At 54.7% G+C, this 13,271-nt stretch carries 8 protein-coding genes and 1 pseudogene; 6 read left to right on the forward strand and 3 right to left on the reverse strand.

Going from position 1 to position 13,271, the window contains the following annotated elements; translation table 11 throughout:
- Nucleotides 1–111: 111 nt before the first annotated feature.
- The 3 genes and pseudogenes from kup to BN1128_RS18445 all read right to left on the reverse strand — a co-directional run bounded on the left by kup (nt 112) and on the right by BN1128_RS18445 (nt 5,003).
- Nucleotides 112–1,985: pseudogene (kup, locus tag BN1128_RS18435) on the reverse strand (low affinity potassium transporter Kup).
- A gap of 607 nt (nt 1,986–2,592) precedes the next feature.
- The gene (locus BN1128_RS18440; protein ID WP_042871437.1) at nt 2,593–3,354 is read right to left on the reverse strand and encodes a hypothetical protein; all 762 of its coding nucleotides are present in this window, start codon (nt 3,352–3,354) and stop codon (nt 2,593–2,595) included.
- The gene (locus BN1128_RS18445; protein ID WP_042871438.1) at nt 3,351–5,003 is read right to left on the reverse strand and encodes an RNA-directed DNA polymerase; all 1,653 of its coding nucleotides are present in this window, start codon (nt 5,001–5,003) and stop codon (nt 3,351–3,353) included. The genes BN1128_RS18440 and BN1128_RS18445 overlap by 4 nt, the downstream gene beginning before the upstream one ends.
- Before the next feature lie 632 nt (nt 5,004–5,635).
- Between BN1128_RS18445 and BN1128_RS18450 the strand changes: the two genes are divergently transcribed.
- The 6 genes from BN1128_RS18450 (at nt 5,636) to recR (ending at nt 13,125) form a co-directional block, all read left to right on the forward strand.
- The gene (locus BN1128_RS18450) at nt 5,636–6,250 is read left to right on the forward strand and encodes a 4Fe-4S dicluster domain-containing protein (RefSeq protein ID WP_042871440.1); all 615 of its coding nucleotides are present in this window, start codon (nt 5,636–5,638) and stop codon (nt 6,248–6,250) included.
- Nucleotides 6,251–6,385: 135 nt separating this feature from the next.
- Nucleotides 6,386–8,530, forward strand: coding sequence for a formate dehydrogenase subunit alpha (fdhF, locus tag BN1128_RS18460; RefSeq protein ID WP_082030474.1), 2,145 nt, complete (start codon nt 6,386–6,388; stop codon nt 8,528–8,530).
- An 82-nt stretch (nt 8,531–8,612) separates the two neighbouring features.
- A complete protein-coding gene (locus tag BN1128_RS18465) occupies nt 8,613–9,011 on the forward strand; it encodes a hypothetical protein (protein ID WP_042871446.1) in 399 nt (132 codons plus the stop codon).
- Nucleotides 9,012–9,374: 363 nt separating this feature from the next.
- A complete protein-coding gene (locus BN1128_RS18470; RefSeq protein WP_042871448.1) occupies nt 9,375–11,489 on the forward strand; it encodes a sigma 54-interacting transcriptional regulator in 2,115 nt (704 codons plus the stop codon).
- Nucleotides 11,490–11,501: 12 nt separating this feature from the next.
- Nucleotides 11,502–12,326 (forward strand): formate dehydrogenase accessory sulfurtransferase FdhD, encoded by an 825-nt coding sequence (gene fdhD, locus BN1128_RS18475; protein ID WP_042871450.1) that lies wholly within the window; start codon nt 11,502–11,504, stop codon nt 12,324–12,326.
- 196 nt (nt 12,327–12,522) lie between these two features.
- Nucleotides 12,523–13,125: a recombination mediator RecR gene (recR, locus tag BN1128_RS18480; protein ID WP_042871452.1), complete on the forward strand. Its 603-nt coding sequence runs from the start codon at nt 12,523–12,525 to the stop codon at nt 13,123–13,125.
- Nucleotides 13,126–13,271: the final 146 nt, after the last annotated feature.

Genomic DNA, 13,271 nt, shown 5'->3' on the forward strand with positions numbered 1-13,271 from the left:
ATTTCCTCAAGTTCAGTAAGTAAAATGAATATGCAAATAGAGAGGGAGGCCAATGCCTCCCTCTCTATTTGCTGAGGTTTTCTATGCCATTACGAGGCCATCAACACGCCATCAAATATCCACCTGCGAGCCCAGCTCTATCACCCGATTGGGTGGGATCTCGAACTGATCCGGTGCGCGCAGGGCGTTGCGCTGCAGCAGCATAAACAGCTTGCCGCGCAGGTAGAGATACCAGGGGCGTTCCTTCATGATCAGTGACTCGTGGGCCATGAAAAACGAGGTTTCCATCATGCGGCAGCTCAGTCCCTCGGCGTTGCAGCGGTGGAAGATCTCCTCCATGTTGGGGGTCTCGCGCCAGCCGTAGCTGGCCACCACCCGCCAGAAGGTGGGGGAGAGCTGCTCGATGCAGACCCGGCGCACGTTGTGGACGTAGGGCACATCCTCCACCCGCAGGGTGAGCAGGATTATCCGCTCGTGCAGCACCTTGTTGTGCTTGAGGTTGTGCAAGAGCGCATGGGGGATCACATTGACCACCCGCGACATATAGACGGCGGTGCCTGCCACCCGGGTCGGCGGGGATTTTTCAAGCGAGGCGATCATGGGCTCGAGCGAATTGCCGTGCTCGTTCAGGCGGCGAATGAGCTGGAAGCGCTCGCTCTTCCAGCTGGTCATCAGGGTGAACATGACGGCGCCCAGGGTGAGCGGCAGCCAGCCACCGGAGAAGATCTTGCCCAGGTTGGCGGCAAACAGCGGCACGTCGATGGCCAGCAGCAGGGCAAACAGGGCAGCCACCAGATAGGTGGGCCAGCGCCAGCTGTTCTTGGCCACTGAGCAGAAGAGGATGGAGGTGAGCACCATGGTGCCGGTGACGGCGATGCCGTAGGCCGCTGCCAGATTGCTGGAGTGCTCGAAGCTCATGATGACGATCACCACAGAGATATAGAGCATCCAGTTGATGACAGGAATATAGATCTGGCCGGACTCCTGCTCGGAGGTGTGGACGATACGGATGGGTGAGAGATAACCGAGCCGCACCGCCTGCCGGGTGAGGGAGAAGACCCCGGAGATCACCGCCTGGGAGGCGATCACGGTCGCCATGGTCGCCAGCACCAGCAGCGGCAGCAGCGCCCATTTGGGGGCGAGCAGGAAGAAGGGGTTGGCGATGGCCGCCGGGTTGTCCAGCAGCAGCGCGCCTTGCCCGAAGTAGTTGAGCACCAGGGAGGGCAGCACCACCACAAACCAGGCGAGCCGGATCGGGTTCTTGCCAAAGTGGCCCATGTCGGCGTAGAGCGCCTCTACCCCTGTGATGGCCAGCACCACGGCGCCGAGGGCAAAGAAGGACGTGGTCTGGTACTCGGCGAAGAAGCGCAGCGCCCAGACGGGGTTGAGCGCCCCCAGCACCTCGGGATTCTGGATGATGCTGCGCAGCCCCAGCACGGCCAGAGTCAGAAACCAGGTGAGCATGATGGGGGCGAACAGCTTGCCCACCATGGCGGTGCCATGTTTTTGAATGGCAAACAGCAGGGTCAGCACCAGCACCGAGAGCGGCACTATACTATATAGGGGTCTAGGGAGGGGGCCATCAGGCTCAAGCCCTCGATGGCCGACATCACCGACATGGCCGGGGTGATCACCACCTCCCCATAGAAGAAACTGCCGCCAATCAGCCCCAGGATGATCAGTACCGGCGTCCAGCGGGGAGAGGCGTTGCGGGTGGCCAGCGACATCAGGGTGAGAATGCCCCCTTCACCAGCATTGTCGGCCCGCATCACGAAAGAGAGGTACTTGACCGAGACCACCAGGATCAGCAGCCAGAAGATGAGGGAGAGAAATCCCAGGATGGCGGCGGGTTCGGCCCCGATCCCGAATTGACCCGACAGGCACTCTCGCAGGGTATAGAGGGGGCTGGTGCCGATATCACCATAGACCACGCCAATCGCCGCCAGCGTGACGCCGGACAGGGCTTGTTTGTTATCACAGCTCATGAGGTTATCTTGTTACACGTTTGCCAAAGCACAAGGGCCCGAACGATCAGGAAAAATCCTGATATTCAATCGGGATAGCATTAAGAAATTGCGATGGGAAAGGGAGCTAACTGGATATAAAGGGGCTCATTATGGGACACAGTCTGTTCATCTGCCGTTAAGCGTATGATGACACACACATCGTGGGTTTATGCTCTGGTATAAATAATCAAAAGGGACTTTTGAACGAAATCATTAATTAATCGTTGATTGAAATAACTCGTTGGGACGCGTGCAAGCGTTTGTTTTCTCTGAGTATCCATATTGGTCAGAGTTTTCAATCAGGCTGGCTGAAAAATAGACGATAAAATGCTGACTAATAAATTGATGGCGCTGTGGGTAAAGAGGTCGAAATTGGGTGGCGATAGAGTCTTTATTTGGTCTGGGGCAGGGACGGAAAGAAAAAGGACATGGCCACCACAACAGCAGCCACTATCAAGTAAAACGAGAGTGGATAGATACGTAGGGTGCAATGAACAAAGTGAATTGCACCACTAATTGAATGAGTAAAAGTAGAGGTGCAATGCGCTGCGCTTATTGCACCCTACCGAGCTATATGACTGATGAATTAAGTTCCATATACTTCAATGAAGTTATTTTCAACTATAAATTTCTCAATTTCAGAAAAAAGCTCTTGACTGCTCAATGCACTCAGATTTTTACAAAAACTCTCTACACTCTCTGAAAATGATATACCCATCCTTGGATTAAATAATTCAACCTTATCAATTTTGAATGGTTTTTTTGAAAAGTGATTTAGTGTTAGATAAGTAAGAACTTGCCTGACATCTATAGCATTAAAACTCCGCTCGCCGGACTTTATTTCAACCAGAGTATTTCCATATAAAAAATCACCAGTTGACTCGTTGACAAATCCACAGCCATCGAATACCGGGTCGATAATCAATGTGATATTATCATCTATATATTTCTTGCGGCTGAGCATGTATCTAGAATAGATCATTTGAAAAAGTCGAAGAGTCTGCCTTTTTTCAATGTCAGATAATGGTAAATCACAATCATTGCCGTAGCTAAATTTTGATAAATATTTAATAGATGCGTCTTGTAATTGAATGAAATCTAAACTTTCAAAAAAAGACGGGTTATTAAAATGATCAAAATCTAGTCTGTTATTACTTGCATGTCTGAACATGTTAAAAAACAGTACATTTACTAATGCCGTATTGTTTTTCCTTTCTGCTGGGGTAAAAGGTTCATATATCGGTTGCAGCAAGCCGCCATTGATTAATCGGACATAGTTTTTCGAGTTGGGTAACGTTTCATTCCAAAAAGAAGTGTACTTCTTGGAAAATGTAGCTTCAGAGATCATAGAGCTTCCTCCAAATTTCTACTGGTTTTTCTTAACGTTCCCCATTCACTGTAAAGAGTGTCAATGAAATTAAATTTTCCTTTGTTGTGGCCACGCCAATGTTTTCCCTCATCACCTAGTAAGTAAGAGGTAACAATAAATAGTCTTCTTTGCCATGATGTCATCGTGGGGAAGGTTCTTCTGAGTTCCGATAGCCAGTAATGTGTATTCCATTTTGCCATTGCTTGGGTTATAGCAAGTGTAATAAGAATGCTATCGGTGTTTGACTTGTATATTTCGGATAGTATAGTTTGTCCTTCTACACTATTTTGCTTGGCAAATACTTTGACGGTATATGCTAGATTGAGTTCCGTCTTTAAAATGAATGAATCAGTTTTAATTAATTCAATAAGTTTTGACCGAATTTTTGCTTGCGTTTCAGTGTTAAAACGCCCCCAGTTAGTTGCTGTTACTTGCATAATAGTATTGAAAATAGGGTATAGTTCACTAACTCCATCAAAAATAATATTAAATGCATTCGATAAAACTTGATCATTAGTTGCTGCAAAAGCTCTAACTAGCTGCTTGCTAAAAGGTTGGTTGATCTTTGACTTCTGTAATTCATTACTTAGCATCCCCAATAAATCAAAGTCACGGAGAGACTCTTTTACTTTATCGTATTGCTCATATGCATTTTCTGAATAAGGATCAAATCTTATTGGAAGACTCATGAATTTGGCTTTCATAGATGACCCCTCATCTTCATCCAAGCCCTGTAATTTAGTATTTGTCAATGAGGTGAATTCATCTTTTGATAGAATGTTTGTTTTATGTTTTTGAAGTGTGAGCCCTTCATTCTCCATCAATTTTCGACTGATTAATGTAAGAATGGAATGAGCCTCTTCTTTGGTCTTACAAAAAATCAAAAAATCATCCACATATCTTTTATACCTAACGCCATTAATTAATAGTATATGATCTAATGAATCCAAGGCAAGTTCAGCTAATATTCGTGCTGCTGGCCCTCCAACAGGAAGACCATAAGAGTTGGTTCCTGAAAATGTCTGAATTAGTTTCTTTATTTTTGAGGATATATCTTTCTGTGGATCTATTCTATCTAAAGCATTCTCTAAACGATGGTGATATATTCTTGTGTAAAAATCAGCAATGTCACATGTCAGTACATAATTTATAGATGGGTCATTTTTTGCAAGTTCAAGACTGTCTTCTTGGAATTTCCTCCAGTTAATGTCTTTGTCAAATATTGAACCTTTACTAAAGTCTGGTGAGAAGCGATATGAGTAAACATTATCGTTAGTAACTCGGTTTTTTTCAATTTCATTGCTTACGAAAAGGACTATGCCTAGGAAATATGCATTCCAATAAGGATCTATTTGTGTTGCCCAGCGATAACCATTATAACCTACAGTCGAACATGTACTTATATTTACTGGTGGACATTCATTTAATCTTTCATTGAAATTTGAATGTGTTTCATCAAGTGATTCAATCATTTTACTAAATATGTCAGAGAACATTCTAGTTTCATAAGGAAATGGGAATATATCTGTATCACCGAACTTTGTAATGTTTTTTAACGCAAGAGCAAAAGCTGACTTTAAATCACCTTCTTTATAACTGAAGGTTTCGGAGGTATATGGTTGTGCCATAATTAAATTCCTTTTTATTTAGCTGGACTAATTTAAAAATTATTTGTTTAAAAAACAACAATAAAATATTTTGATAGGAACCCTTTTCATATTTTCTCTGTGAAAACATTGCATGCGTCTCCTATGAAGCTGGGTTGCCAAGCGAGCCATAGTAACCGGACAGGTGAAAAACAGAAGGAGCAGGGGCCTAAAACCCGCTCTGGTTCAATAAAATTGTCACTAAATGACGATTTATCGTTCGGTCTTGCTTGATACAGCTGGGCTGGCTCGATAGTAAAGCCACATAACAGTCACTCCCGATATGGCGCCGTTTATCCCCCCGATAATCAGCAGGGGCAGAGGCCTGTCAGCCGGTGTCGAGCTCGTCACTTTTGTCGTGTCGATCACAGTTCGGCGGAGCTGTCGTCATCGTCATCGGCCTGAAAGTCGTCGTCCATGTTTCTGATTACCCCTTTGTTTTCAGTTGTTTGTGAACTTTATTTGGCCTGTTCCCGCTTTTGGTCTGATAAATGCTTTGTGGGTGAGCCGGCTGCGTCGTCGGTGCTTGAGTGTATTGCCCCCTGAGGTGATGACACTTGGGCACGCCGGGCGATGCCAGTGCGGCAGTAACGAAACATTTAGGATCCCTCTCTATGAACAGCTTCGTGATTGCAGATCCCAGTCTTTGTATTGGGTGTCGTACCTGTGAGGTGGCCTGCGCCGTGTCACACCAGTCAACGTCCTGCGCGGGTACCGTTGAGCGGGAGGGCGGCCTGCGTCTTGCCATCGAGGATGGACATCTGGTCTCCAAGGACAGCTATTTCCAGCCGCGCCTGAAGGTGATCGTCGGCAGCAAGGTGACCACGCCTGTGCTCTGCCGCCAGTGTGAAGACAAGCCGTGTGCTGTGGCCTGCCCCAACAATGCCATTGTCAGCGAGGATGGTTGCGTCAAGGTGCTGCAGGCGCGTTGCATCGGCTGCAAATCCTGCGTGGTGGCTTGTCCTTACGGTGCCATGGCGGTGGTGGTGAAAGAGGTGGCCCCCGCTGCCGATGCGCTGTTCAAGCGCCCGCAGACCAAGGCGCAAGCCTTGAAGTGCGATCTCTGCCGTCACCGTGAAGCGGGCCCGGCCTGCGTCGAGGTGTGCCCGACCCAGGCGCTGCGCTTGGTGACCCCGGAGTCGCTCGGCGAGCTGAACCGCCAGAAGCAGTTGGCCAGTGCCGAGGCGATGGCGGCCTGCCAGCGCCAGCCGGTGTTGGCACAGAGGTAAAGCATCAGATGGCGTGCGCAGGCCCTTACTGGCCGCCGCTTGCGCCTCTGTACTCTCTACCCCTGACAAGCCATTTTCGTTAAAGGCCTTTTATCGTTAACAGCCTTTTACCGTTAACAAACAAGAGTGTGAGTCATGAAAAAAGTCATTACCGTCTGCCCCTATTGCGGCACCGGTTGCAAGATCAACCTGCTGGTTGAAAACGACAAGGTGGTGGGGGCCGAAGGCGCCAACGGCCGGACCAACGAGGGGCAGCTCTGCCTCAAGGGTTATTACGGTTGGGATTTCCTCAATGACACCAACCTGCTGACCCCCCGTCTCAAGAGCCCGATGATCCGCCGCGAGCGCGGTGGCAAGCTCGAATCCGTCTCCTGGGATGAGGCGATCGACTTTGCCAGCAGCCGTCTGTCTGCCATCAAGGCGAAGTACGGTGCCGACGCCATCATGACCACCGGCTCGGCCCGTGGTCCTGGCAACGAAGCCAACTATGTGATGCAGAAATTTGCCCGCGCAGTGCTGGGGACGAACAACGTCGACCACTGCGCGAGGGTGTGACACGCACCCTCAGTCTCCGGTCTGGAGACAACTGTAGGCAACGGCGCCATGAGCAACGCCATTCCCGAAATTCAAGAGACCAAGTGCCTGCTGGTGTTTGGTTACAACGCTGCTGACTCTCACCCCATAGTCGCCCGCCATATCCTCAAGGCGAAGGCGAACGGGGCCAAGGTGATTGTGTGTGATCCCCGCATGGTGGAAACCGCCCGTATCGCCGATCAGTGGCTGCCGCTCAAAAACGGCTCCAACATGGCGCTGGTCAACGCCTTCGCCAACGTGTTGATCAGTGAAGGGCTCTACAACAAGGAGTTCGTCGCCAACTACACCGAAGGGTTCGACACCTTCAAGGCGACAGTCGCCAAGTACACCCCGGAATACGTGGAGGGGATCACCGGCCTCAAAGCCGCTGATATCCGCGCCGCCATTCGCACCTATGCTGCCTCGCCTGCTTCCATGATCCTGTGGGGCATGGGGGTGACCCAGTACGGTCAGGCAGTGGATGTGGTCAAGGGGCTCGCCGGAATTGCGCTGCTGACCGGCAACTTCGGTCGCCGTGGCACCGGCTGCGGGCCGGTGCGCGGTCAGAACAACGTGCAGGGCACCTGTGACATGGGGATGCTGCCGCACCAGTTCCCGGGCTATCAGTCGGTGAGCGATCCTGCGATCAGCGCCAAGTTCGCCAAGGCGTGGGGCGTACCGGCGCTCTCCCAAAAGCCCGGCTACCGTCTGACGGAGCTTGGCCACAAGGTCGAAGAGGGCAAGTGCAAGGCCTTCTACATCTTCGGCGAAGATCCGGCCCAGACCGAGGCCGACCTGGCCCAGTTCAGGCGCACCCTGGGCGGCATGGATCTGGTGATAGTGCAGGACATCTTCATGACCCAGACCGCCGAGATGGCGGATGTGATCCTGCCCGCCACCAGTTGGGGCGAGCACGAGGGGGTTTACAGCTCGGCAGATCGCGGCTTCCAGCGCTTCTACAAGGCGGTGACGCCACCCGAGAACGTGAAGCCGGACTGGGCAATCTTCTCGCTGATGGCCACCGCCATGGGGTACCCCATGGAGTACCACAACACCCAGGAGATCTGGGACGAGATGCGCGCGCTCTGCCCGCTCTATACCGGGGTCAGCTACGACAAGATAGCGGATCTCAAGAGCGTGCAGTGGCCTTGCCCGACCGAGGATCACCCGGGCACCAGCACCCTGTTCGAGGGGAATGTGTTCACCACCCCGAGCGGCAAGGGTCAGCTGATTGCCTCCGAGTGGCGTGCGCCGCTGGAGCAGCCTTGTGCTAAGTATCCGCTGGTGCTCTCCACCGTGCGGGAGGTAGGACACTACTCCTGCCGCTCCATGACAGGCAACTGCTCGGCGCTGCAGACCCTGGCCGATGAGCCCGGCTATGTGCAGATCCACCCGAGCGATGCGCAAAAGCTTGGGGTGAAGGATCAGGCGCTGGTGTGGATCTCGTCGCGACGCGGCAAGGTGATCACTCGGGCCAACTACAACGAGCGGGTCAACGCAGGTGTGGTCTACATGACTTACCAGTGGTGGATCGGGGCGTGCAACGAGCTGACCATAGAGCACCTTGATCCCGTCTCCTACACCCCGGAGTACAAGTACTGCGCGGTGAAGATTGAGCGTATTGAGGATCAGCCTGAGGCGGAAGTGTACGTCCAGACTGAATACAGCGCGCTCAAGGCGAAATTGCGCAGCGCCGCCAAGGGGTAATCGTCGTTAAATAAAGTGGATCCAGGCTCTGTTCACAGGGCCCGGATCCCCTCATCCTTTTTTCAGCTGGCAGGTGTCCTTCATGAAAAATGAATTAACTCTCTCATTCGGGATCTTTTATGTTTCCGCTTATTTTCTGGTGATGTTATTGGGGCTGGTCTGCTTCTGGTGGCACGATGAGTTGATATTTCTGCTGGGATTCGGTTTCTTCGGCTGTTTTATCGCCGCGCGCATCGCCATGGGCGCCGTGCTGGCGGCGCTGAGCGTGCAGGCGGCCTGGCTGATAGCCTTTCTCTCCACCACCCTGATCAATGGCCTGCTGGCGGGCTTGCTGGCGCTGGTGATCCTGCTCACCCATCAGGCGGTGTCTGCAGAAATAGCCGATAATATCAGTGGGTTATTGATTGCATTCCAACTGCTATCGGCCGGCTTCATCCTGGGTGGCCTCAAGCTCTACAACTACCAGCTCATCTCCTCCTGACGCAGCGCAGGCATGGGCAACCGGCAGCTATCCAGTCAACCCATCACGCTACGCAATGCGGCAACGCAGACCGACAGCTTCTGGCGGATCGCGGCGATATATGTGCGCCAAAGTGGGCATATTTTGTGGCGATGGCGGGATATTGGCCCGGGCCTGTCTGGTTGTAATGGGGGTAGGGCTACCTTATTATGCGACAGGCAGTGAGCGGCTATTTCAAGGCATGTTAGTTTTTATAATTAAGCGTTAAGTTTTTAAAAATTAATTATAACATCTGATGGATCTGGCTGACCTGTTGTTTACCGTCGTTGCTGACCGCAATGTGCCCGTAATCTTTTGCCCATATAGATGTAACGTGAGGCCAGAATGCTGAATGTGAGTGCCATTCCGTTAACCGACATCTCACCCATCTGGGATGACGGCTTCCTCTCTCTCTCCAAGAACCTGCTCTCCGCCGTCACTCTGGATGATTTCATCAAGAAGCTGAACCGGATCGACGCCTGCTTCGCCGGGGTGGCCCGGGTCAACCTGATCCTCAATCTGGGGGCGGGAGAGGAGGCCCTCTTCTACTTCATGGGGGAGAAGGGCCCCAAGCACCTGGTCTGCGCCAAGGCCGATCTCTATTTCTCCAGGGAGCAGGCCATAGTGCTGCCCGTGGCCCGCTTTCACAACCGCTGCGAGTTGCTGGCGGCGGCCGGAGTGTATGAGGGGTTGCACTCTTACTGCCAGCTGCCCATCACCACGGCCCGCAGCCATCTGGGCGGGGTGGAGTTCATCAGCCCGGCGGTCAATGCCTTCCCGATGGAGACCCTGGCCAAGCTGACCCAGCTGGCGGCCATCGTCGCCATCGCGCTGGAGAACGTGCTCGACAAGGAGCGTACCCTGGAGCAGGCCAACTCCCTGCGTCTGGAGCGCGACAGCTGCAAGATCCTGGTGGATGTCACCAATGCGGTGATTAAATTGGTGCGCATCGCCGAGCTGCCGAGGAGCCTCTTCTCCATACTGCAGCACCACTTCGCCATCAGCAGCCTGTGTCTGGCGGAGTACAACGCCACCTCCGACAGCTTCAAGAGCTATCTGGTCAATCAGCAGCAGAGCGATCAGCCCGGCATCATCAACCACTCCTGTTTCGAGAAGAACTGTCTGCAGGGGGCGCTCGGCCATAGCGAGCCCTTCTTCATCTATCGGGAGCAGGGCCACGGTTGCGATTCGAGCTGCCGCTTCAGCACCCAGATACTGCCGGCCGATGCGGACAGCTCCTGCATATTGCCGCTGCGTTATCGGGGCAATCTGCTGGGGGTCTTGATCCTCTCCCACCCGGATGCCGATTTCTTTGCCGACATCGACATCTCCCTGCTCGAACAGGTGGCGGCCCGCACCGCCATTGCCATGAACAACGTGCAGGCGCAGCAGGAGATCTCCAACACCAACGGTGCCAGGGAGAAGACGATCCGGGTGGCGGAGCTCGAGCCCAACGCCGATTTTTCCAGCATCATCTATCAAAGCGCCGCCATGGAGAGCGTGCTGGAGAAGGTGAAACTGGTGGCCCAGAGCGATTGCTCCGTGCTGATCCTGGGAGAAACCGGCACCGGCAAGGAGCTGATCGCCCAGGCCATCCATCGGCTGAGCGATCGCCGCGAACAGGAGATGGTGAAGGTGAACTGCGCCGCCATTCCCACCGGCCTAATCGAGAGCGATCTGTTCGGCCACGAGAAGGGGGCCTTTACCGGCGCCCTGGCCCAGCGCATCGGTCGCTTCGAGCGGGCCCACAAGGGCACATTGTTCCTCGACGAGGTGGGAGACATGCCGCTGGACTTGCAGCCCAAGCTCTTGCGGGTATTGCAGGAACACGAGCTGGAGCGGGTCGGCAACAGCAATCCCATCGCCATCGACGTGCGGCTGGTGGCGGCCACCAACTGCGATCTGCTCTCCATGGTCAAGAACAAACGCTTCAGAAGCGATCTCTACTACCGGCTCAACGTCTTTCCCATCGAGTTGCCGCCCCTGCGCGAGCGGCGTGAAGACATACCGCTCTTGGTCAACTTCTTCATCAAGAAGATCGCCAAGCGGATGCGCCGCAACATCACCTCGATCCCGGCCGATGCCATGAAGATGCTGGTGTCGCTCCCCTGGTACGGCAATATCCGCGAGCTGGAAAACATCATAGAGCGCGCCGTGGTGATGACCCGGGGCCATGTGCTCAACCTCTCCCCGGATGAACTGATGCCGCTCAAGGGCTATCACAAGATAGAGACCCTGGTCTATGACGAGCCCGAGCAGGCCTTGTTCAAGGGCGGCAACGGCCAGAGTGACGGGGTGGAGGACGAGCGCCAGACCATCATAGACACCTTGCGCGAATGCAACGGCATAGTCGCGGGGGAGCGGGGCGCCGCCAACCGGCTCGGCATGAAACGCACCACCCTGCTGTCGAAGATGAAACGGCTCGGTATCTCGGCGAAAGCCCCCCAGACCCTCAACTAAGGGGCACTACAGATGTTGCTCGAACTCGATAGCGATACCCCGCAGGCGCTTTGCGCCCACCGGGAGGTGGTCCATTACCAGCGCGACGGTGTCACCACGGACAGCGCCATGCAGCTGCCCTGCGAAACCCCGGTGGCGCTGGTTTACAACGGCATAGCCCACAGCGTCATGATGTGTTCGGCCGCCGATCTGGAGGACTTTGCCATCGGCTTTTCGCTCTCCGAGGGGATCATCGATGGCCTGCAGGACATCCACGATATCGAGCAAGTTGACGGCTGTCAGGGGATTGAGCTGCATATCACCCTGGCCAACCGCTGTGTGTATCGCCTCAAAGAGAAGCGGCGCACCCTGGCCGGGCGCACGGGGTGTGGCATCTGTGGCAGCGAGAGCCTGGAGCAGGTGGTGCGCACCTTGGCGCGGCTGCCGGACAGCCAGCGCTTCGAGGTGACCCTGATCGACAAGGTACTGGCGGCGCTGCGGCCCTTGCAGTTGCTGGGGCAGAGCACGGGCGCCACCCATGCCGCCGTCCATGTGGACGGGGAGGGCAATATTCTCGCCATTCGCGAGGACGTGGGGCGCCACATAGCGCTCGACAAGCTGGTGGGGCACCTGTGCCGCACGGGGCGGTGCGACGGCGCCATTCTGGTGACCAGCCGCGCCAGCTTCGAGATGGTGCAAAAGTGCGCCAGTGCAGGGGTGGAAATCCTGCTCGCCATCTCGGCCGCTACCGAACTCGCGGTCGAGCGGGCGGAGCAGACCGGGCTCACCCTAGTGGGCTTTTGCCGCCCGGGGCGGGCCGAGATCTACAGCGGTCGTCAGCGCATTGGGCTGGGGTAGTGCAGCCATGGATGCCGGGTTATACGATCGGTGGTTTGCGAGGGCCGGCAGGCACAAGGCCATTGGCGGACGGGGGGCGGCTCGGGTATAGTCCTGCGCCAACAAGATTGGTTCGGCCGGGCGAAGAGCAACCCGCACCCGCAAGGGGTGCCTGAGGTGGCCGCCCGCCGACACAGCGTCAAAGGATACTTAGCCCATGAAATTCAGCCCCCTGCTGGATGAGATGATGAAGGCCCTGCAGGTGCTGCCGGGTGTCGGCCCCAAGTCGGCCCAGCGCATGGCGTTTACTCTGCTCGAGCGCGAGCGCAGCGGCGGCTTGCGTCTGGCCCAGCTGCTCAACCGGGCGCTGACCGAGATAGGCCACTGCAGCCACTGCCGCACCTTCACCGAGAATGCACTTTGCGAGATCTGCGCCAATCCCAAGCGCGAAGAGAGCGGCTTGCTGTGTGTGGTGGAGAGCCCGGCGGATGTGGCCGCCATTGAGCACACTGGCCAGTTCTCCGGCCGTTACTTCGTGCTGATGGGGCACCTGTCCCCCCTCGATGGCATCGGCCCGGAGGAGCTGGGGCTGGAGATCCTGGAGCGGCGTCTGAAGGCGGAGTCCATCAGCGAGCTGATCCTGGCCACCAACCCCACCATCGAAGGGGATGCCACCGCTTGGTATATCGCCGACATGGCCCGCGCCGCTGGCGTCAAGGTGAGCCGGATTGCCCACGGCGTGCCGGTGGGCGGCGAGTTGGAGCTGGTGGATGGCACCACGCTTTCTCACTCCTTGATGGGGCGTCAGCCCCTTAATTGAGGCCGCGTCAGCCCCTTAATTGAGGCCGCGTCAGCCCTTGAATTGAGTCCGCGCCAGGCTCACTGTTTCTTAAACCCGCTTCGGCGGGTTTTTGTTTGGCTGCTGTGCGGCGCATCGGGAGCGTTGGCGTAAAAATCGCCATTCGC

Source organism: Aeromonas piscicola, assembly GCF_000820005.1.
GTDB lineage: Bacteria > Pseudomonadota > Gammaproteobacteria > Enterobacterales > Aeromonadaceae > Aeromonas > Aeromonas piscicola.

Coding starts and splice junctions, on each gene's coding strand:
- fdhD (WP_042871450.1), top strand. CDS start 11,502: ATGTTGCTCGAACTCGATAGCGATACCCCGCAGGCGCTTTGCGCCCAC.
- BN1128_RS18440 (WP_042871437.1), bottom strand. CDS start 3,354: ATGATCTCTGAAGCTACATTTTCCAAGAAGTACACTTCTTTTTGGAAT.
- BN1128_RS18450 (WP_042871440.1), top strand. CDS start 5,636: ATGAACAGCTTCGTGATTGCAGATCCCAGTCTTTGTATTGGGTGTCGT.
- BN1128_RS18465 (WP_042871446.1), top strand. CDS start 8,613: ATGAAAAATGAATTAACTCTCTCATTCGGGATCTTTTATGTTTCCGCT.
- BN1128_RS18445 (WP_042871438.1), bottom strand. CDS start 5,003: ATGGCACAACCATATACCTCCGAAACCTTCAGTTATAAAGAAGGTGAT.
- BN1128_RS18470 (WP_042871448.1), top strand. CDS start 9,375: ATGCTGAATGTGAGTGCCATTCCGTTAACCGACATCTCACCCATCTGG.
- recR (WP_042871452.1), top strand. CDS start 12,523: ATGAAATTCAGCCCCCTGCTGGATGAGATGATGAAGGCCCTGCAGGTG.